This is a genomic window from Nocardioides aromaticivorans, assembly GCF_013408525.1.
GTDB lineage: Bacteria > Actinomycetota > Actinomycetes > Propionibacteriales > Nocardioidaceae > Nocardioides > Nocardioides aromaticivorans.
On record NZ_JACBZM010000001.1, the window covers coordinates 1,543,116 to 1,563,834 of the forward strand.

Annotated in this window: 15 protein-coding genes; 3 read left to right on the top strand and 12 right to left on the bottom strand. The window is 71.8% G+C overall.

Annotated elements, in window-relative coordinates:
* Nucleotides 1–89: 89 nt before the first annotated feature.
* Together exaC and BJ993_RS07315 are read left to right on the top strand one after the other, a co-directional pair.
* Entirely contained in the window at nt 90–1,613 is a 1,524-nt protein-coding gene (gene exaC / locus BJ993_RS07310) for an acetaldehyde dehydrogenase ExaC (protein ID WP_179648249.1), read from the top strand.
* Nucleotides 1,614–1,702: 89 nt separating this feature from the next.
* Nucleotides 1,703–2,083 (top strand): DUF779 domain-containing protein, encoded by a 381-nt coding sequence (locus BJ993_RS07315; RefSeq protein ID WP_179648250.1) that lies wholly within the window; start codon nt 1,703–1,705, stop codon nt 2,081–2,083.
* Nucleotides 2,084–2,286: 203 nt separating this feature from the next.
* Here BJ993_RS07315 and pyk read toward each other — a convergent pair whose 3' ends face one another.
* The 9 genes from pyk to BJ993_RS07360 all read right to left on the bottom strand — a co-directional run bounded on the left by pyk (nt 2,287) and on the right by BJ993_RS07360 (nt 13,688).
* Entirely contained in the window at nt 2,287–3,729 is a 1,443-nt protein-coding gene (gene pyk, locus BJ993_RS07320; RefSeq protein WP_179652061.1) for a pyruvate kinase, read from the bottom strand.
* A 167-nt stretch (nt 3,730–3,896) separates the two neighbouring features.
* The gene (araA, locus tag BJ993_RS07325; RefSeq protein WP_179648251.1) at nt 3,897–5,408 is read right to left on the bottom strand and encodes an L-arabinose isomerase; all 1,512 of its coding nucleotides are present in this window, start codon (nt 5,406–5,408) and stop codon (nt 3,897–3,899) included.
* Between the two features lie 62 nt (nt 5,409–5,470).
* Nucleotides 5,471–6,148 carry an L-ribulose-5-phosphate 4-epimerase gene (locus BJ993_RS07330; protein WP_036549033.1) on the bottom strand — a complete coding sequence of 226 codons (678 nt, stop codon included), beginning with the start codon at nt 6,146–6,148 and terminating at the stop codon, nt 5,471–5,473.
* A complete protein-coding gene (gene araB / locus BJ993_RS07335; RefSeq protein WP_179648252.1) occupies nt 6,148–7,824 on the bottom strand; it encodes a ribulokinase in 1,677 nt (558 codons plus the stop codon). Before araB ends, BJ993_RS07330 begins: the two co-directional genes overlap by 1 nt.
* Nucleotides 7,821–8,822, bottom strand: coding sequence for a LacI family DNA-binding transcriptional regulator (locus tag BJ993_RS07340; RefSeq protein ID WP_242530374.1), 1,002 nt, complete (start codon nt 8,820–8,822; stop codon nt 7,821–7,823). The genes araB and BJ993_RS07340 overlap by 4 nt, the downstream gene beginning before the upstream one ends.
* Before the next feature lie 26 nt (nt 8,823–8,848).
* Nucleotides 8,849–9,862, bottom strand: coding sequence for a galactofuranose ABC transporter, permease protein YjfF (gene yjfF / locus BJ993_RS07345; RefSeq protein WP_179648254.1), 1,014 nt, complete (start codon nt 9,860–9,862; stop codon nt 8,849–8,851).
* Nucleotides 9,859–10,956 (bottom strand): ABC transporter permease, encoded by a 1,098-nt coding sequence (locus BJ993_RS07350; protein ID WP_308645509.1) that lies wholly within the window; start codon nt 10,954–10,956, stop codon nt 9,859–9,861. Before BJ993_RS07350 ends, yjfF begins: the two co-directional genes overlap by 4 nt.
* Nucleotides 10,949–12,535: a sugar ABC transporter ATP-binding protein gene (locus BJ993_RS07355; RefSeq protein ID WP_242530376.1), complete on the bottom strand. Its 1,587-nt coding sequence runs from the start codon at nt 12,533–12,535 to the stop codon at nt 10,949–10,951. Before BJ993_RS07355 ends, BJ993_RS07350 begins: the two co-directional genes overlap by 8 nt.
* 166 nt (nt 12,536–12,701) lie before the next feature.
* A complete protein-coding gene (locus BJ993_RS07360) occupies nt 12,702–13,688 on the bottom strand; it encodes an ABC transporter substrate-binding protein (protein ID WP_207007084.1) in 987 nt (328 codons plus the stop codon).
* Between the two features lie 192 nt (nt 13,689–13,880).
* On the opposite strand from BJ993_RS07360, the gene BJ993_RS07365 reads away from it, so the two are divergent.
* Nucleotides 13,881–14,765, top strand: coding sequence for a helix-turn-helix domain-containing protein (locus tag BJ993_RS07365; protein WP_179648256.1), 885 nt, complete (start codon nt 13,881–13,883; stop codon nt 14,763–14,765).
* 72 nt (nt 14,766–14,837) lie between these two features.
* Here BJ993_RS07365 and BJ993_RS07370 read toward each other — a convergent pair whose 3' ends face one another.
* From BJ993_RS07370 to BJ993_RS07380, 3 genes are all read right to left on the bottom strand, one after another.
* Nucleotides 14,838–15,866 (bottom strand): aldose epimerase family protein, encoded by a 1,029-nt coding sequence (locus BJ993_RS07370; protein ID WP_179648257.1) that lies wholly within the window; start codon nt 15,864–15,866, stop codon nt 14,838–14,840.
* A 25-nt stretch (nt 15,867–15,891) separates the two neighbouring features.
* Nucleotides 15,892–16,920, bottom strand: a complete 1,029-nt coding sequence (locus BJ993_RS07375) for a LacI family DNA-binding transcriptional regulator (protein ID WP_036549040.1) — start codon at nt 16,918–16,920, stop codon at nt 15,892–15,894.
* Between the two features lie 119 nt (nt 16,921–17,039).
* The gene (locus tag BJ993_RS07380) at nt 17,040–20,717 is read right to left on the bottom strand and encodes an immunoglobulin-like domain-containing protein (RefSeq protein ID WP_179648258.1); all 3,678 of its coding nucleotides are present in this window, start codon (nt 20,715–20,717) and stop codon (nt 17,040–17,042) included.
* Nucleotides 20,718–20,719: the final 2 nt, after the last annotated feature.

A 20,719-nucleotide genomic window follows, 5' to 3' on the forward strand; every position in this document is an offset into this window, starting at 1 on the left:
GCTCCTGCGGCAACGGATCTGCAACGTTGCGGCTCCTACCGTCGTGATCGCCGTCACACCGACGATCCCGACACCGCTCTGGAGCAACCATGACCGTCTACGCAGCACCCGGACAGCCCGACTCCCTCGTCTCCGTCGCGAGCCGCTACGGCCACTACATCGGTGGCCAGTGGGTCGACCCGATCAAGGGCGCCTACTTCGAGAACATCTCGCCGGTCAACGGCAAGCCGTTCACGGAGATCGCCCGCGGCACGGAGGAGGACATCGAGGCCGCCCTCGACGCCGCCCACGCTGCCGCTCCGTCGTGGGGGAAGACCTCCACGACGGAGCGGGCCAACATCCTGCTGAAGATCGCCGACGTGATGGAGGCCAACCTCGCCTCCATCGCGGTCGCCGAGACCTGGGAGAACGGCAAGCCGGTCCGCGAGACCCTCGCCGCCGACATCCCGCTCGCGATCGACCACTTCCGCTACTTCGCCGGCGCGCTGCGCGCCCAGGAGGGCTCGATCGGCGAGATCGACGAGAACCTGATCGCCTACCACTTCCACGAGCCGCTGGGCGTCGTCGGCCAGATCATCCCGTGGAACTTCCCCATCCTGATGGCCGTGTGGAAGCTCGCCCCCGCGCTGGCGGCCGGCAATGCCGTCGTACTCAAGCCTGCGGAGCAGACCCCGTGGTCGATCCTCAAGCTGATCGAGCTGATCGGCGACCTGCTGCCGGCCGGCGTCGTCAACGTCGTCAACGGCTTCGGCGTCGAGGCCGGCAAGCCGCTGGCCTCCTCGTCGCGCGTGGCGAAGGTCGCCTTCACGGGTGAGACCACGACCGGCCGGCTGATCATGCAGTACGCCAGCCAGAACATCATCCCGGTGACCCTGGAGCTCGGCGGCAAGAGCCCGAACATCTTCTTCGAGTCCGTGGCCAACGAGCGCGACGCCTTCTACGACAAGTCGCTCGAGGGCTTCGCGATGTTCGCCCTCAACCAGGGCGAGGTCTGCACCTGCCCCTCGCGCGCCCTCGTGCAGCGCAGCATCTACTCCGACTTCGTGCACGACGCCGTCGCGCGGGTCGAGAAGATCAAGCAGGGCAACCCGCTCGACGACACCACGATGATCGGCGCCCAGGCCTCGAACGACCAGCTCGAGAAGATCCTGTCCTACATCGAGATCGGCAAGGAGGAGGGCGCGAAGCTCCTCACCGGTGGCGAGCGCAACGTGCTCGAGGGCGACCTCGCCGAGGGCTACTACGTCACGCCGACCATCTTCGAGGGCGACAACTCGATGCGGATCTTCCAGGAGGAGATCTTCGGCCCGGTCGTCTCGCTGACCGGCTTCGACGACGAGGCGGACGCCCTCAAGATCGCCAACGACACCCTCTACGGCCTCGGCGCCGGTGTCTGGTCGCGCGACGGGGCCCAGGCCTTCCGCGCGGGCAAGGAGATCAAGGCCGGCCGCGTGTGGACGAACAACTACCACGCCTACCCCGCCCACGCCGCGTTCGGCGGCTACAAGCAGTCGGGCATCGGCCGCGAGAACCACAAGATGATGCTCGACCACTACCAGCAGACGAAGAACCTGCTGGTGTCGTACAGCCCCGACGCCCTCGGCTTCTTCTGAGCCGACGGCAGCCACCTGGTGCGGGGGACGTATGACGTCCCCCGCACCGGGGACCACTGCACCACCGACACCACCATCCAGGAGGATCCGTGCCCAGCAGGGTCGATGTCACCGAACCGGCGGCGGAGCTGATCCGCAGCCTCACCGAGGCGCACGGGCCGGTGATGTTCCACCAGTCCGGCGGGTGCTGCGACGGGTCGGCGCCCATGTGCTACCCGGACGGCGACTTCCTGCTCGGTGGCGCCGACATCCACCTCGGCGACCTCGACGTCGGCCTGGACCGGGCGGTCCCGGTGTGGATGTCGAAGGCGCAGTTCGAGTACTGGTCGCACACGCACCTGACGATCGACGTCGTCAAGGGACGCGGCGCCGGCTTCTCGCTCGAGGCGCCGCACGGCGTGCGCTTCCTCATCCGCTCGCGGCTGCTGACCGACGCGGAGCACACCGAGCTCACCGAGGCGACGGCGTGATCGCCCGGGAGGTCGCGCTGCTCGCGCGGGACCTGCTGCTGTGGGCGGTGCGGTCGCGGGCTGGCGGCGTACGGATGTAACACGCTGTCCGCCGATCTTCCCGGCACTTCTCAGGGCCGACACGCCGGAAATGCCGCCGATCTGCCCTGAAGCTCGCCGAGCAGTTCGGCGAACAGCGTGTTACTGCAGCCGCGCGGCGAGGATCAGCGCTGGCCGATCCGGTGGATCCAGAGCGCGTTGGTCGAGCCGGGCACTCCCGGCGGGCTGCCCGCGACGATCACGACGAGGTCGCCCTCGAGCACCCGGCCGGTGCGCAGCAGCTCGTGGTCGACCTGGGTGACCATGTCGTCGGTGTCGAGGGGCGGCGCGGTCAGGTAGGTCTCGACGCCCCAGCTGAGCGCGAGCTGGGCGCGCACCTTCGGGTCCGGCGTGAAGGCCAGGACGGGGATCCGGCTGCGCAGGCGGGCCACGCGACGGGCCGAGTCGCCGGACTGGGTGAACGCGACGACGTACGTCGCCCCGGTCCGCTCGGCGACCTCCTCGGCGGCCTTGGTGATCACCCCGCCGCGCGTGTGTGGGTCGAACTCGATCCGGTCGAAGCGTCCGAACTGCTGGTCGTCGAGGGCGCTGCGCTCGGTGGAGGCGATGATCCGGGCCATCGTCTCGACGGTGGTGATCGGGTGGGCGCCGACGCTGGTCTCGCCCGACAGCATCACCGCGTCGGCGCCGTCGAGGACCGCGTTGGCGACGTCGCTGGTCTCCGCGCGGGTCGGCGCCGGGTTGGTGATCATCGACTCGAGCATCTGGGTCGCGACGATCACCGGGCGCGCGTTGCGGCGGGCCGCGACGATGACCTGCTTCTGCAGGAAGGGCACCTCCTCGAGCGGGCACTCGACGCCGAGGTCGCCGCGGGCGACCATCACGCCGTCGAAGGCGCGCACGATCTCGTCGAGGTTCTCGATGGCCTGCGGCTTCTCGATCTTCGCGATCACCGGGACACGGATGCCCTCCTCGGCCATGATCGCCCGCACGTCCGCAGCGTCGGAGGCGTTGCGCACGAAGCTCAGCGCGACCACGTCGACGCCCAGGCGCAGCGCGAAGCGCAGGTCTGCGGTGTCCTTCGCCGAGAGCGCCGGCACGGAGACCGCGACGCCCGGGAGGTTGATGCCCTTGTGGTCGCTGACCGGTCCGCCGACGAGCACCTCGGTCACGACGTCGGTCTCGCTGACCTCCACCACCCGCAGCCGGATCTTGCCGTCGTCGATCAGGATCGGGTCGCCCGGGCGCACGTCGCCCGGCAGGCCGTCGTACGACGTCGCGCAGATCTCGCCGTTGCCGTCGACGTCGCGGGTGGTGATCGTCCAGCGCTGGCCCCGGCGCAGCACGGTGGCGCTGGCGAAGCGGCGCAGCCGGATCTTCGGCCCCTGCAGGTCGGCGAGCACCGCGACCGCGTGGCCGCTGGCCTCCGACGCCTCCCGCACCCGGCGGTAGACCTCGGAGTGGTCGGCGTGGGTGCCGTGGCTCATGTTGAGCCGGGCGACGTCCATGCCGGCATCGACGAGCGCGCGGATGCGGCGCTCGGAGGCCGTCGCCGGACCGAGCGTGCAGACGATCTTGGCGCGGCGACCGCGCGGGAGGGCCGGCACGCGCTCGGCGGCCCCGTCGGCGTCGGCGTCGATCACGGGGTCGGGGCGGTCGAGTAGGCCGGTCACGGCAGGTCTCCTTGAGGGGAAGGAAGTGGATGCACCGGGGGCCGCCGGCTGGCGGGCTGAGCGACCCCCGGTGAGTCTATTGGATCGATCCAATCAACCGATCAGAGACCCTCGGCGAGGCGGTGGTACGCCGCACTCCACCGGAGCTCGCGCTGGAAGGCGCGGGGCGTGGTGTCGGCGTCGATCACCGCGACCTCGACCCCGCTCATCTCGGCGAAGTCGGCGAGCACCTCCACGCCGATCGCCTTCGACAGCACCGTGTGGTGCGGTGCGCCGGCCATCAGCCAGGCCTCGGCCGAGGTGGCGAGCGAGGGCCGGGGCTCCCAGACCGCGCAGGCCACCGGCAGCTGCGGCAGCGCCTCGTCGGGCTCGACCACGTCGACCTCGTTGACCGTCAGGCGGAAGCGGTCGCCGAGGTCGGAGAGGCCGGCGACGACGGCGGCGCCGGGGTCGGCGGTGAAGCGCAGCCGCACCGGGTCCTCCCGACCGCCGATCGAGAGCGGGTGGATCTCCAGCGACGCGCGGTCGTCGGTGAGGGTCGGGCAGACCTCGAGCATGTGCGCGCCGAGGATCTTCTCCTCGCCCGGGACCAGGTGGTACGTGTAGTCCTCCATGAAGGAGGTGCCGCCCGGCAGGCCCTCGGCCATCACCTTCGTGGCGCGCAGCAGGACCGAGGTCTTCCAGTCGCCCTCGCCGCCGAAGCCGTAGCCGTCGGCCATCAGCCGCTGCACGGCCAGGCCGGGCAGCTGCCGCAGCCCGCCGAGGTCCTCGAAGTTCGTGGTGAACGCGCCGAAGCCGCCCTCCTCGAGGAAGGTGCGCAGACCGGCCTCGATCCGGGCGCCGTACCGCAGCGACTCGTGGCGCTCGCCGCCGGGGAGCAGCTCGGGGGCGATGGCGTAGAGGTCGGCGTACTCGGCGACGAGCTTGTCGATGTCGGCGTCGGCGACCTGGTCGACGACGGCGACGAGGTCGTTGACGCCGTAGGTGTTGACCGAGACGCCGAAGCGCAGCTGGGCCTCCACCTTGTCGCCCTCGGTGACGGCGACGTCGCGCATGTTGTCGCCGAAGCGGGCGAGCTTGAGCTGGCGGAGCTCGGCGCGACCGCGGGCCGCGCGGGCCCACTCCTCGATCCGGCGGCGGACGACGGGGTTCTCGACGTGGCCGGCGACGGTCTTGCGCGGAACGCCCAGGCGGGACTGGATGTAGCCGAACTCCCGGTCGCCGTGGGCGGCCTGGTTGAGGTTCATGAAGTCCATGTCGATCGTCGACCAGGGCAGCGCCATGCCGGCCTGCGTGTGCAGGTGCAGCAGCGGCTTCTGGAGGGCGTCGAGGCCGGCGATCCACATCTTCGCCGGCGAGAAGGTGTGCATCCAGGTGATCAGGCCGACGCAGGCCGGGTCGAGGTTGGCCTCGAGGACCTGGCGGTGGATCGCGGCCGCGTCGAGCAGGACCGGCTTCCACACGACCCGTACCGGGAGGTCCGACAGCTCGGCGAGCCGGTCGGCGATGGCGCGCGACTGCTCGGCGACCTGGTCCAGGGTCTCCGGTCCGTAGAGCGACTGGCTGCCGGTGAGGAACCAGATCTCCTGCTCGGCGTTGGCGTTGGCGGTCACGTGGTGCTCCTTGTTCTCAGGCGCCCCCGAGGGCGTCGTGGTGGTGTTGGCCGGTCAGCGGGTCAGCGCTGGCCGTAGACGTTCTGGTAGCGGTCGTAGAGGGCGTCGACGCTGGGCTGCGCGATCGGGATCGGCTGGCCGAGCTGTCGGGAGAGGTGCACGGAACGGGCGACGTCCTCGCACATGACGGCCGCCTTCACGGCGGACCTCGCGTTCGGGCCGACGGTGAAGACGCCGTGGTTCTGCATGAGGACGGCGGGTGAGCGGCTCTCGCGCAGGGTCTCGACGATCCCCCGGCCGATCGAGTCGTCGCCGATGATCGCGAACGGCCCGACCGGGATCTCCCCACCGAACTCGTCCGCGCACATCGTGGTGACGCACGGGATCGCCTCGCCGCGCGCGGCCCACGCCACGGCGTACGGCGAGTGGGTGTGGACGACACCGCCCACGTGGGGCAGGTGGCGGTAGACGTAGGCCTGCGCCTCGGTGTCGGAGGACGGCGCGTGCTCGCCCTCGACGACCTTGCCGTCGAGGTCGCAGACGACCATGTTGTCCGGCGTGAGGTCGTCGTACGAGACGCCGCTGGGCTTGATCACGAGCAGGTCGTGGCCGGGCACCCGGGCCGACACATTGCCGGCGGTCCACACGACGAGGCCGTACTTGGGCAGCTCGGCGTGCAGCGCCGCGACCTCGCGGCGGACCTGGCGGATCGTCTGGTCGACGTCGGTCACGACGCTCATCAGGACTGCTCCTTGCCCGCGACGGCCTCGCGCCGGATCGCCTTGAGCCGGCGCATGGCGGTCACGCCGCGGCCGAAGTGGTCGTGCAGCTCGCGGTACTCCGCGAACAGCCGGTCGTAGGCCTGCGCCCGGGTCTCGTCCGGCACGTAGACCGCCTTGCGGACCTTGCCCATCGCCTTCGCGGCCGTGGGTACGTCGGGGTAGGCGCCCGCCGCGACGGCGGCGTGGATCGCCGAGCCCAGCGCAGGTCCCTGGTCGGAGTCGATGACCGACAGCGGCAGCCGCGTGACGTCGGAGTAGATCTGCATCAGCAGCGCGTTCTTCTGCAGGCCGCCCGCGACGACGAACTCCTCGACCGGTACGCCGCTGTCGCGGAAGGTCTCCACGATCACCCGGGTCCCGAAGGCGGTCGCCTCGAGCAGCGCGCGGTAGACGTCCTCCGGCCTCGTCGCGAGGGTCAGCCCGACGACGAGGCCGGAGAGCTCGTGGTCGACCAGCACCGAGCGGTTGCCGCTGTGCCAGTCGAGGGCGACCAGGCCGTGCTCCCCGATCGCCTGCTGCGCGGCCAGGCAGGTGAGGTGCTCGTGCACCGACTCCCCCGCCGCCGCGGCCGTCTCGGCGTACGACGCCGGGACCGCGTTGTCGACGAACCAGCCGAAGATGTCGCCGACCCCGCTCTGACCGGCCTCGTAGCCCCAGCGGCCGGCGATGATGCCGCCGTCGACGACACCGCACATGCCGGGGACCTCGCGGAGCACGTCGGCGCTCATCACGTGGCAGGTCGACGTCCCCATGATCGCGACCATCTGGCCGGGGTCGACGGCCTGCGCGGCCGGTGCCGTGACGTGCGCGTCGACGTTGCCGACCGCGACGGCGATGCCCTCGGGCAGGCCGGTCCAGGCCGCCGCCTCGGCGGTCAGGCGACCGGCGGCGGCGCCGAGCTCGCCGACCGGGTGAGCCAGCTTGTCGGCGACGAAGCCGCCGAAGCCGGGCGCGAGCGCCTCGAGGAAGTCGGTCGACGGGTAGGCGCCGTCCTGGAGGATGCCCTTGTAGCCGGCGGAGCAGGCGTTGCGGACGTACTCCCCGCAGAGCTGCCACACGATCCAGTCGGCGGCCTCGACCCAGTGCTCCATGCGGTCGTAGAGATCGCGGTCCTCCTCGAACAGCTGGAGGCCCTTGGCGAACTCCCACTCCGAGGAGATCAGCCCGCCGTAGCGCGGGAGCCAGGCCTCGCCGCGCTCCTCGGCCAGCCGGTTGATCCGGTCGGCGTGCGGCTGGGCGGCGTGGTGCTTCCAGAGCTTGACGAAGGCGTGCGGGCGGTCGGCGAGCTCGGGGAGCTCGCACAGCGGGGTGCCGTCCGCGAGGGTCGGCACCATCGTGCACGCGGTGAAGTCGGTGGCGATGCCGATGACGTGGGCCGGGTCGATGCCGGCGGCCGAGACCGCCGCAGGTACGGCGATCCGGAGCACCTGGCGGTAGTCCTCGGGCACCTGCAGCGCCCACTCCGGCGGCAGTGCCTCGCCCGTCCCGGGCAGGGCGGTGTCGACGACCGCGTGCTCGTAGGCGTGCACGGCCGAGCCGAGCTCGGCCCCGTCGGACACCCGGACGACGACGGCACGGCCCGAGAGGGTGCCGTAGTCGACGCCGATCGTGTACTGCTCCTGGCCCGCGCTCATCGGGGGGTCTCTCCTCGTTCTCGTGGTTCGTGGGTGCTGGCCCGGACGACCAGCTCGGGCTCGATCAACCGCTCGGGTGAGCCCTCGCCGTCGATGGCCGACCGCAGGATCTGGATCGCACGGCGTCCGACCGCGTCGAAGTCCTGGCGGACCGTGGTCAGGGGCGGGATGAGGTACGCCGCCTCGGGGATGTCGTCGAAGCCGACGACGCTGATGTCGTCCGGGACCGAACGGCCGGCCTCGCTCAGCGAGCGGAGCAGGCCGAGCGCCATCTGGTCGTTGGCGCAGAACACGGCGGTCACGTCGTCCCGCGCGGCGATCTGTCGCCCGGCCTCGAAGCCGCTGCGGGCCGACCAGTCGCCCTCGACGTGCAGCAGCGGGGGCAGCCCGGCGTCGTACATGGCGTGGCGGTAGCCGGCGAGGCGGGCCCGTGCCTCCGTCCACGCCGACGGGCCCGAGACGTGCAGGATCCGCTCGTGGCCGAGGTCGACGAGGTGGCGGGTGCCGGCGGCGGCACCGGCCACCTGGTCGACACCGACGGTCCACTCGGCCTTGGCGTCGTCACCCTCCACGACGACGACGGGGACGCCGCGGCCCGCGTGGGCGCGGGCCGCGTCGACCGCGTCGTCGTTGGCGGCGATGAGGACGATGCCCTCGACGTGCTGGTCGCGCAGGTGGTCCATCGCGTCGACGAACTCGTCACGGGTCTGCATCTGCACGTTGACGGAGCTGACGAAGTAGCCCGCGTCGCGGCCGGCGGCCTGGATCGCGCGGTGCACCGTGCTCGGGCCCCAGAACCCGCTGCGGGAGCCGATCACGCCGATCGTCCCGGAGCGACGGGTGACCAGGCTGCGCGCGGCGGTGTTGGGCCGGTAGCCGAGCTGGTCGATCGCGCGGAGCACCCGCTCGCGGGTCTCCGGGCGGAGGTTCGTCTGGCCGTTGACCACGCGCGAGACGGTCTGGTGGGAGACCCCGGCGAGACGGGCGACGTCCGCCATCACCGGGATCCTTCGGGGCGCCTCGCTCATGTCGCCTGCCGCCGCGTCATGAGGCGCTGGATGACGACGAACACCAGGAGCAGCACGCCGATGGCGATGCGGGTCCACCAGGAGGTGAGGGTGCCGTCGAAGGTGATGAAGGTCTGGATCACGCCGAGGACGAGGACGCCGACCAGCGCACCGAACACGTAGCCGCGCCCGCCGGTGAGCAGGATGCCGCCGATGACCGCCGCCGCGATGGCGTCGAGCTCCATGCCGACCGCGTGCAGGCTGTTGCCCGACGGGGTGTTCAGGGCGAAGAGCAGGCCGCCGAGGCCCGCGCAGAACCCGCTGACGGCGTACACGCCGACCTTGACCGCACCGACCCGCAGGCCCATCAGCATCGCCGACGACTCGTTGCCGCCGATGGCGTAGACGGTGCGCCCGAAGCGGGTGAAGGCGAGGACGTACGCCGCCACCACGACCGCGACCAGGGCCACGACGACCGACCAGCGGATCCAGTACGTCGACCACAGGGTGAGCGGCTCGTAGGCCCACTTCATGAAGGTCTCGTCGGTGATCGGGATCGACTCGATGCTGATCAGGTAGGCCACCCCGCGGGCGAGGAAGAGGCCGGCGAGGGTGGCGATGAACGGCTGGATGTCGAAGTAGTGGATGAGCAGGCCCAGCACCGTGCCGAGCAGGGTCGAGACGACCAGCACCGCCAGGATCGCGGCCGGCAGGGACCAGCCGGACTGCAGGGTCTTGGCCAGGATCATCGTCGACATCGCGACCACCGAGCCGACCGAGAGGTCGATGCCGCCGGTCAGGATCACGAAGGTCATGCCGACCGCGAGCACGATCAGGTGCGCGTTGTTGATCATCAGGCTGAGGAAGACCTGCGGGTCACCGAAGTTCTCGTAGCGCACGCTGCCGGCGCCGAACATGCCTGCGAACAGGGCGATCGTGACGATCAGCGGGAGGAACCGCGGCGGCGGCGAGTAGGTGCGGATCCGGTCCCACAGCGAGGTGGTGCCGACGGTGGCGACTGCGGCGCTCATACCGGGTTTCCCTTCGAGACGGCGGGGCGTCGTACCCGCAGCGCGGCACGCGCCCGCGGCGACTGGAGGAGGCACACCGCGACGACCACGACCGCCTTGAACAGGTAGTTGGCCTCGGACGGGATGCCGACGTTGGGGATGGTGCGGGCCAGCGTGGTGATGAACAGCGCCCCGACGAGGGTGCCCGCCAGCGAGAAGCGCCCGCCGGTGAGGGCGGTGCCGCCGATGACGACCGCGAGGATCGCGTCGAGCTCGATCCACAGGCCGAGGCTGTTGGCGTTCACCGAGTTGGTGTTGGCGGCGATGATCAGGCCGGCCAGTCCGGCGCAGAAGCCACCGAAGACGTAGACCGTCCAGATGATCGTGCGGGCCCGCACGCCGGCCAGGCGGCTGGCCTCGGGGTTGATGCCGACCGCCTCGATGAGCATGCCCAGCGCCGTACGACGGGTGAAGATCGCCGCCGCCACGACCATCCCGACCGCGATCAGCGAGGCGATGGGAAGGCCGAGGACGTAGCCGGTGGCGAGGTCGCTGAAGGTGTCGTTGTTGACGGTGGTGATCTGTCCGTCGGTGACGAGCATCGCCAGGCCGCGGCCCGCCACCATCAGCACGAGGGTGGCGATGATCGGCTGGATGCCCAGCACGGAGACGAGGAAGCCGTTCCAGACGCCGAGCACCACGCAGACCGCGAGGGCCCAGGTGCAGGCCATGATCGCCGTGGTCACGGCTGCCTCGTCGCCGGCGCCGACGATCCGCGTGCAGGCCACCGCGCCGGCGATGGCCGCGATCGCACCGACGGAGAGGTCGATCCCTCGGGTGGCGATGACCAGGGTCATGCCGAGCGCGACCAGCAGGACCGGCGCACTGTTGCGGGCGATGTCGATGACGTTGCCGTAGAGGTGGCCGTCCTGGATGCGCACGTTGAGGAAGGACGGCGTCGCGACGACGTTGACGACCAGGAGCAGCAGCAGGGCGAGGATCGGCCACACCAGCGTGCTGCCGAGGAAGCGGGTCACCAGCGTCGGGCGCGCAGCGGCGTGGCCGTTCTCGCCGGTCGGCGCCGGGCTCGGGGCCGGGGTCAGGGTGTCAGTCACGGGAGGTCTCCTCCTCGGTCCGGGAGCCGGCGTCACCCTGGCCGGCGATGATCTCGAGGACGTCGCTCACCGTGACGTCGTCGTTGCGGCGCTCGTCGATCTTGCGGCGGTCGCGCATCACGACCAGGCGGTCGCTGAGGCGCAGCACCTCCTCCAGCTCGGCGGAGATGAAGACGACGGACATGCCCTTCTCGGCCAGCTCGGCGACCTTGGCCTGGATCTGCGCCTTGGCCCCGATGTCGATGCCGCGGGTCGGCTCGTCGAGGATGAGCAGCTCGGGCTCGGTGATCAGCCAGCGGGCGAGCAGCACCTTCTGCTGGTTGCCGCCCGACAGGTTGCGCATCAGCGCGTTCGGGTCGGCCGGCCGGATGTCGAGGGCCTTGATGTACTCGTCGACGAGGCGGGTGCGCGTCGACTGCGGGATCGGGCGGAGCCAGCCCCGGGAGGCCTGCAGCGCCAGCAGCATGTTGTCGGCGACGGTGAGGTCGGCGATCACGCCCTCGGCCTTGCGGTCCTCGCTCGAGAACGCGACCTTGCGGTCGATCGCGTGGCGCGGGCTGCGCAGCTTCCGGCGCTCCGACCTGATCTCGAGGGTGCCGTGGTCGGCGGTGTCGGCGCCGAAGAGGAGGCGGGCCAGCTCGGTGCGGCCGGAGCCGAGGAGGCCGGCGACACCGACCACCTCGCCGTCGTACAGGCAGAGGTCGGTGGCCTCGAGCGAGCCCTTGCGGCTCAGGCCGACCGCCTTGAGGACGGGCTCACTGGCGGTGACGTCCTTGGCGGCAGCGCGGTCGAGGCGCTCCAGGGCCTCGAGCTCGCGGCCGATCATCAGCTTGACCAGCTCGAGCTGGCTGGTGTCGGCGACCATCCGCTCCTCGACGAGGCGGCCGTTGCGCAGGATCGTCATGCGGTCGGCGATCGCGTAGATCTGGTCGAGGAAGTGGGAGACGAAGACGATGGCGACGCCGTCCTCGCGCAGGCGGCGCATGACCTCGAACAGCTTCTCGACCTCGTCGGCGTCGAGGCTGGAGGTCGGCTCGTCCAGGATCACGACCCGCGCCTCGACGTCGACCGCGCGGGCGATCGCGACGAGCTGCTGGATGGCGATCGGGTGGTCGCCCAGCATCGAGCGCGGGTCGATGTCGAGGCCGAGTCGCTCGAGGGTGGCGGCGGCGCGGCGGTTCATCGCGCGCACGTTGATGCCGCCGAGGAAGCGGGGCTCACGGCCGAGCAGCATGTTCTCGGCGACGGTGAGGTTGGGGACCAGGTTGACCTCCTGGTACACCGTGCTGATGCCCGCGGCCTGGGCCGCGGCCGGCGTGGAGAACTGGTGCTCCTCGCCGCCGACGACGATGGTGCCGGAGTCGATCGTGTAGACGCCGGTGAGCGCCTTGATGAGGGTGCTCTTGCCCGCGCCGTTCTCGCCCATGAGGGCGTGCACCTCGCCGGGCAGGAGCCGCAGCGAGACGCCGTCGAGGGCACGCACGCTGCCGAAGGTGATCGAGATGTCGCGCATCTCGATCACCGGCTCGGGGGTCTGCGCCGCCGGCACGCCGCCGGCGTGCTGCGTCGTCGTGGTCACCGATCGCTCCTCGTGCGTCGTCGTCATCGTTCTCTCCGGTCGCTCTCTCGGGGCTCTGCTTCGTGGGCTGCCCCGGTGCCGGCGGGCCCGCCACGGTGGTGGCGGACCCGCCGGAAGGGGTGGCACGCGCCCCCGGAAGGGGAGGAGGGCGCGCGCCCGGGCCTGCTCAGTACTTGCGGTCCGCGAGCACCTCGGTGGCCTGCTCCTGGGTGAACGTGGTCTCCTCGGTGACCACGCGCTCCGGGACCTCCTCGCCGGCGACGACCTTCTCCGCGAGGTCCATCAGCTGGTCGCCGAGGAGCGGGTTGCACTCGACGATGAAGTTGATCTTGCCCTCGGACAGGGCGGTCATTCCGTCCTTGACGGCGTCGACCGTGATGATCTTGATGTCCTTGCCGGGCTCGAGGCCGGCGGCCTCGATCGCCTCGATGGCACCCAGGCCCATGTCGTCGTTGTGGGCGAAGACGACGTCGATGCCCTTCTCGGAGTTGAGGAAGGACTCCATGACCTGCTTGCCGCCGTCGCGGGTGAAGTCACCGGTCTGCGACTTGCTGATCGAGATCTTCGAGTCGGAGGCGATCGCGTCGGCGAAGCCCTCGGCGCGGTCGATGGCCGGCGCGGCGCCGGTGGTGCCCTCGAGCTGGACGACGTTGACGTCGCCGTCACCGTCGACGTCGGCGTCGGCCGCGTTCTCGACGAGCCACTCGCCGGCCTTCTTGCCCTCCTCGACGAAGTCGGAGCCGAGGAAGGTCTTGTAGAGCGAGGTGTCCTTGCTGTCGACCGCGCGGTCGGTCAGGATGACCGGGATGTTCGCGGCCTTCGCCTCCTGGAGGACGGCGTCCCAACCGGTCTCGACGACCGGGCTGAACGCGATCACGTCGACCTTCTGCTGGATGTAGGACCGGATCGCCTGGATCTGGTTCTCCTGCTTCTGCTGGGCGTCCGAGAACTTGAGCTCGATGCCCGCGCTCTTGGCCGAGGCCTTGATCGAGTCGGTGTTCGCGGTCCGCCAACCGCTCTCCGCACCGACCTGGGCGAAGCCCATCACGATCTTGCCGTCGTCCTTGCCGGAGCCGGAGTCGTCGCTGCCGCAGGCGGCGAGCGCCGCTGCGCACATGAGGACCGCGCTGGCGGCGGTCACGGTCTTCTTCACCACTGGAATTCCTCCACAGTCTGTCGGGCTTGTCCGCCCTGTGACCGGTGTCACTGGGGAAGAGTGTGAGCGCTAACATTCTGTGACGTCAAGGGGTTCGGGACCACGAATCCGAAGAAATGTGAACGCTCACCCGTGAACCTGCGGAATCCCGGTGGGATCCGGTGGGCGTCCCGGCGAAAGGCCACCACCGTGACCACGCTGCTGCGCTCCGAGCGCGCCCGCCGCGGCCTCCGGGCCACCGACCTCGCCCAGGAGATCGGCGTCCACCCGATGTCGATCCTGCGCTGGGAACGACGCGAGCGGCTCCCCGGGCCGGTCCACATCCACGCCCTCGCGCGCGCGCTCGAGCTCGAGCCGGCGCACGTCGCGGGCTTCTTCGACGACGCCCGCCCGACAGCGCCCGGGGCGGCCGGACACCGCGGCCAGGCACTGCGGGGACTGCGCTGGCGCGCCTCGGTGTCGGCCGCCCGGCTCGCGGCCGAGGTGGGCGTGCCGGCGTCGACCGTCTACAACTGGGAAGCGGGGCGCGCGCGGATCCCCGCCGAGCGGATCACCGCCCTCGCCGAGGCGCTCGGCCTGTCCGCCGAGGCGCTCGTGGCCCGGCTGGCAGCGCCGACGACGGTCCTCGGCCGGCCGCGCCCGCCGATGGGCCCCCTGCGTCGCCTGCGCCACCGGGCCCGGCTCAGCCAGGCCCGGGCCGCCGCCGCAGCCGGGGTGGACCGCCACGCCCTCGGCCAGTGGGAGCGCGGCGCCGGTACGCCGCCCCTCTCCGCGATCCGTCGCCTCGCCTCGGCCTACGGCGCTCCCGTCGCGCAGGTCGCCCGGGCCGCGGGGATCGAGCCGCCGCACCTGCTCGACCGCGCCCGCTGGCGACCCGGCGACCTGCCCGGGGTGATCAGGACCCTGCGCGAGTGGGCCGGCCTCACCCAGGGCGAGCTGGCCCGCCGGTGCGGCTGCAGCACGGCCGCCGTGCGGACGTGGGAGTCCGCTCGCGTCGTACCCAGTGGGCGGATGGTGGCGCGGCTGGAGCTCGCCTTCGGCCTGCCGGCGGGGGCCCTGCAAGCAGCCTTGTGAGCATGCAGGACCGACACTTCGGCTGTGCATGACTGACACCTCGGCCGTGCAGGACTGACACTTCACGGGGAATCAGGCGAGGGACGAGAAGAGCCAAGCCATGCGGTTGCGGTAGGTCTGGCCGGGGCGGAGGACGGCGGAGGGCCAGTCCGGATCGGTCGTGCCGTCGGCGGGCTCGCGGTTCGGGGTGTCGGGGGCGAGCTGGGGCTCGAGGCAGAGGCCGTCGCCTTGGCGGAGCATGCGGCCGGCGCGGTCGAGGGAGGTGCCGGCGAGGAAGTTGCCGGTGTAGACCTGCAGCCCCGGCTGGTCCGACCAGAGCTCCAGCCGGGTGCGGGTGACGGGCCCGTCCAGGACCGCGACCGGGCGCCAGCCCGAGCCGTCGAGGACGAGGTTGTGGTCGATCCCGCGGGCGTCACGGACCTCGGGGTGGTCGGCCCGGACCGGGTCGCCGAGCCGGGTCGGCCGGCGCAGGTCGAAGGGGGTGCCGTCGACCGCCGCGTGGCCCCCGGTGGGGATCGAGTCGGCACCGACCGGCGTGTAGCGGGAGGCGTCGACCTGCAGCAGGTGGTCGTCGATGGTCCCGCTGCCGTGCAGGTTGAAGTAGGCGTGGCTGGTCAGGTTGACGATCGTCGGAGCGGTGGTGGTGGCGGTGATGTCGAGCCGGACCACGTCCCCCTCCACCCGGTACGCCGCCCGCACGGTCAGCTCGCCCGGGTAGCCCGCGTCACCGTCGGGGCTCACCAGCTCGAGGGTGACCTCGTCGGCGGACTTCTCGACGACGTCCCAGGTGCGGGTGTGGAACCCCTCCGGACCACCATGGAGGTGGTGACCGCGGTCATTGGCCGGGACCTCGTGCTCGATGCCGTCGAGGGTGAAGCGGCCGTGCGCGATGCGGTTGGCGTAGCGGCCGACGATGCTGCCGACGTAGTCGGTCGAGGCCCGCACCGCTTCGCCGTCGGCCAGGCCGAGCACGACGTCACGGCGTACACCGTCGCCGCCCGTGACGAGCAGGCGCTGGACGGTGGCACCGACCGGCAGCACGTGCAGCTCGGGACCGGGGGCGTGGCCGATGACGACCACGTCGGGGGCGCTGTGGTTCACGATGTGAACGCTAACATCATCGGACTCACCGCGGCCGGGGCATGCCCGTCGACGAGCGGATCAGCAGCTCCGGCTGGGCGAGCTCGACCGCGGGCCGCTCCTCCCCACCGAGGGCCCGGACCGTCAGGTCGACCGCCCGCCGCCCCAGCTCCGGGAAGTCCTGCGCGACCGTCGTCAGGGACGGGAAGTAGAAGCCGGCCTCAGGGACGTTGTCGAAGCCCACGACGCTGACGTCGCCGGGCACGTGACGGCCGGCCTCGTGGAGGGCCTTGAGCACCCCGAGCGCCATCGCGTCGTTGGCGACGAAGACCGCCGTGACCGAGGGGTCCTGGGCGATGCGGCGGCCCGCGTCGTACCCGCTGCTCGCCGACCAGTCCCCCGGGACCTCGGGCCCCGGGAGCAGGCCACGCGCCTCGTGGGCACGGCGCCAGCCCTCACGGCGCTGGGCGGCCTCGGTCCAGTCGGCCGGGCCGCTGACGTGGGCGACCGAGCGGTGACCGGCGTCGAGCATGTGGTTGGTGGCCAGCCGGCCGCCGGCGACCTGGTCGATGCCGGCGGCCATCGACTCCCCCGGCTCGACGCCCTGCGCGAGCACCACCGGGATCGGCAGCGACAGGGAGCGCACCAGGTTGTGGGCGTCGCGGTGGGCCACCGCGACGACGATCGCCTCCACGGCCTGGTCGAGCAGCCGGTCGACCGCATCGCGCAGTGCCTCCTCGGACAGCTCCAGCACGCCGACCACGGAGACGTCGTAGCCGGCCTCGCGGCCGGCCTCCTGCACGGCGCCGGCGATCATGCTCGGGCCGTAGAGGGCGAGGTGGGCGGAGACCATGCCGATCCGGCCGGACCGGTTGGTGGCGAGCAGGCGGGCGGCGGCGTTGCGGCGGTAGCCGAGCTCGACGATCGCGGCGTGGACGCGCTCACGGGTGTCCTCACGCACGAGCGGCGAGTCGTTGAGCACCCGCGACACGGTCTGGTGCGAGACGCCGGCCAGCGCCGCGACGTCCGCCATGCTCGGCGAGCGACGCCGGCCGCTCGCGCTCTCTCCCGCCATGGCGGCCACCCTAGTGCTGCAGGCGGCCGCCGCGGCGGATTGTTGGAGAGCGCTCACATGTCCGGCCGGGGTCTCGTGACGGTTGCTGCGCAACCTCCGCGACCACCGGCGGTCGCGGCTCAGCGGACGGTGATGCTCCTGACCGCGCTCGAGCCGGTGGCGACGGCGGACTGCGCGACCACCGCCTGCACGGACCAGCGCCCGGCCGCCAGCCGCGGCAGGCGCCAGGAGGCCCGGCCCGACGCGGGCACGGTCACCGTGGTCCGCCGCACCACCGTGCCGCTACGGCGCAGCACGAGGGTCAGCTTCCCGACCGCCACCCCGGACGGGCTGGTCGCGACCGACACCCTCGCCACCGAGCCGCGGCCGGACCGGTCCGGCGCCGTGACGGAGAGGGCGGTCGTGGAGCGGGCGCGGGTGAGGGTCAGCTGCACCTGGTCCTCGCCGGCGCGGTGGGTGGCGTCGCCGTCGTACCGGATGACGATGGTGCGCCGGCCGAGGCCGGACAGCCGGCCCGTGTCGACCACGATGCTCGCCCTGCCGTCCGCCAGGTTGGCGGAGGCGAGGACCTGCCCGTCGGCGATCGCACGGACGCTGCCGGTCGCGACCCCGTCGGGGGTGGTGACCCGCACCGCGACCGGCACGTCGGTGCCGAAGCGGACCGTGTCGGCCGACGCGACCGCGACGACGGCCGTCGGCGACAGCTCGTCCCCGGCGGCCGGGACCACGAGCGTGTTGGTGGCCTCGGCCGTGCCGGCCCGGTCGATCGCGCGGTACTCGACGTCGACGGCGTCGTCGCCGACCCCGAACGCCCCCGTGTACGACGTCCAGGCGCCGCCGTCGAGGCGGTACTCGATCGCGTCCACTCCGGACGTGGCGTCGGCGGCCCGCACGGTGACGGTGCGCCCGGTCCGCGACGCCCGGCTGACCGGCGCCTCGGTGTCGACCTTCACCTCGCCGGTGACGACCGCCGAGGTGTTCCCGGTGACGTCGTGGGCCCGGCCGCGCACCTCGTGGACGCCGTCGCCGACGACCTCGAGCGAGGCGGAGTCGCCGGACACCGGCACCCACGCGCCGCCGTCGAGGGAGTGCTCGACGGACGCGACGCCGGTGTCGTCGGTCGCGGAGACCGACGCCGTGGCGGGCGAGCTGACCCACCAGCCGTTGGCACCGTCGGCGTCCGAGCCCACGGTGACCACGGGGTCCGCCGCGTCGGTGACGGTCACCGTCGCGACCGGGTGGTCGGCCGATCCGCGGGAGACGGTGCCGGTGACGGTGAACGTCCCCGCCTCGTCGTACGACGACGGGTCGATCGGGTCCCACTCGACGCCCACCTGTCCGGCGGAGCCGTCCCCGAAGGTCGCCGCGACCTTGGCCGGCAGGACCGGCGCGGTGCCGGCGCGGGTCGAGACCGCCACGTCGGACACCGACTCCACCAGCAGGTCCGGCTGGTAGCCGGCGCGCAGCGTGTCGAGCTCGGCCTGGGTCACCGGGATGACCGTGCCGTGGCGCGGGCTGCTCGGCAGGTCGGCCGTCGGGACGGACGTCCAGCTGCCCGAGCCGATGTCGTCGGTGGTGAAGGCGAGATAGCCCTGGCCACCGTGGTAGCTCGGCTGGTCGATGAAGAGGTACCAGCGGTCGGGGTCCTCGTTGTCGCGGAAGACGGTCGGGCCCTCACCGCCGGTGAACGTGCCGCCCCACGGGTTGGCCTGGCCGTAGCCGATCTTCTCCTTCACCAGCTGCCAGCCGGGCGTGGAGGTGGTGGTCGGCAGCGAGCCGGTGACCGTCGCCCGGAGGTCCGGCGACCGCTCCTGGCGCGGGATCATGTAGGCCTCGTCCTTCACCAGGCGGTAGAAGGTGTCGCCGTCCTGCACGACGGTCGCGTCGATCATGCCCTTGCCGGTGCCGCGCTTGACGTTGATCCACGGCTTCGGGTCGGAGAAGGTCACGAAGTCGCGCGTGGTCGCGTACATCATCTGCTGGTACTGGGTGTTGATGTCGCGGCCGGCCGTGTCGGTCGTCGGGTAGAGCGCGGAGGCCCAGTAGACGACGTACTCACCGGCCTCCTCGTCGTAGAAGGCCTCGGGCGCCCAGGTGTTGCCGGCGTAGTCCGAGGAGACCTTCACGTGACGCTGGTTGCCCCAGTGCACGAGGTCGGTGGACTCCCAGATCTCCATGTACTTGCTGCCGGTCTCCTGCGCCTGGCCGAAGTCGACGGCCGGGTAGGCCTTGAGGTCGGTCGCGAGCAGGTAGAAGCGGTCGCCCTCGTGGGAGCGGATGACGAACGGGTCGCGCAGGCCCTTCTCACCGAAGGCCGACTCCAGCACCGGCTGGCCGTCGTTCAGCTCGTCGTAGTCGAGCGGGTCGTTGCCGCGGCTGGCGCCGAGGTAGATCTTCTCGCCGTCGTCGGTGCTCTCCCCGGCGAAGTAGGCGAACGCGTAGCCCTCGTAGTCCGGCGTCTGCGGGGCCGGCTGGACGCGGACGACGATGTCGCGGGTCGCGGTGCCGGTGCCCTTGGTCGCGGTGACCGTCAGCGTGACGTCGACCGCCGGATCGCCGTACGACGGCCGGGTGACCTCGCCCGTCGCGGTGACCAGGTCCGGCGAGCCCGACGACCAGGCCAGCGTCGCGCCGTGCAGGCCGGTGGTGGGCAGCGTCAGGTTGCCGCGCACGTCGTCGGGGTGCACGAGCTCGACGGCGGCGACGGCGTCCTGTGCCTTGCCGGTGTCGTCGAGCTCCTCGGGCAGCACCGTCACGTCGAAGGTGCGGGTCCGGGTCTCCGTGCCGCGGGTGAGCGTGGCGGTCAGGGTGGCCGTCGCCGACGGCGAGCCGTGGGCCGGCCGGGTGACGACGCCGGTGCTGCTGACCCGCGCGGGGTCGCTGCTGGCCCATGCGATCGAGGTGGTCGTCGAGGCACCGGTCGCCGGCAGGCTGAGGTTGCTGACGACGGCGCTGGTGTCGCCCAGGGTGAGCGCCGCGGCGTCGGCGTCGACCACCGGCGTCACCACGTCGTCGGCGAGCTCGGCCGACTCCGCCGCGGTGAGCGCCCGGTCGTAGATCCGGAAGTCGCGCAGCCTGCCCTTGAACGACCCGTCCCCCGAGTACGCCGACCGGCCGAGCTGGTTGAGCGTGGTGGTGCCGTCCGGCGTACCCATCAGTGACGGCTTGGTCGTGATCGAGTCGCTGGACGCGACGAGGGCACCGTCCTCGTAGAGCCGCGCCGATCCGGGAGCGCCGACCGCACCGCCGGTGACCGTGTAGGTCACGTGCTTCCAGACCCCGGCCTGCAGCTTGGTGGGCCGGGAGGTGCTCTGCTCGGTGGAGTAGCCGCCCTCCGCGATGGTCGCGCGGAATCGTCCGCTCGAGTCGTTGGTCGTGAACAGGTAGCCGGTGCCGTTGGGGAAGGTCGCCGCGTTGCCGAGGTTGTACATGAACCAGTTGCCGGACAGCGAGGGGTCGACCAGCACGTCGAAGTCGACGGTCACGTTGTCGACGCCGGCCAGCAGGTTGTCGGGCAGCTTGATGTAGTTGCCCGAGCTGTTGGCGCCACCGTTGAACGTGAAGCCGTCGCCGGCGTTCCAGCTCGCGGTGCCGTTGACGGTGCCGTTGCGGCCGTTGCCGGACGAGTCCGCCGCGACCGTGCCGCTGGTCTCGTCGAGCTTCCACCAGCCGATGAGGCCGGTGACGTCGGTCTCGTCGGCCTGGGCGACCGGGGCCGGCCCGGTGGCCGCCGCCGCGAGGCCGACGGCGGTGCCCAGGGCGGCGACGACGAGCCGCCGGAGGGGATGTGCTGTCACGG

Excerpts from the sequence above, each read along its gene's own strand:
- exaC (WP_179648249.1), top strand. The coding sequence starts at position 90 with ATGACCGTCTACGCAGCACCCGGACAGCCCGACTCCCTCGTCTCCGTC.
- BJ993_RS07330 (WP_036549033.1), bottom strand. The coding sequence starts at position 6,148 with ATGAGCGTCGTGACCGACGTCGACCAGACGATCCGCCAGGTCCGCCGC.
- araB (WP_179648252.1), bottom strand. The coding sequence starts at position 7,824 with ATGAGCGCGGGCCAGGAGCAGTACACGATCGGCGTCGACTACGGCACC.
- BJ993_RS07340 (WP_242530374.1), bottom strand. The coding sequence starts at position 8,822 with ATGGCGGACGTCGCCCGTCTCGCCGGGGTCTCCCACCAGACCGTCTCG.
- yjfF (WP_179648254.1), bottom strand. The coding sequence starts at position 9,862 with ATGAGCGCCGCAGTCGCCACCGTCGGCACCACCTCGCTGTGGGACCGG.
- BJ993_RS07375 (WP_036549040.1), bottom strand. The coding sequence starts at position 16,920 with ATGGCGGGAGAGAGCGCGAGCGGCCGGCGTCGCTCGCCGAGCATGGCG.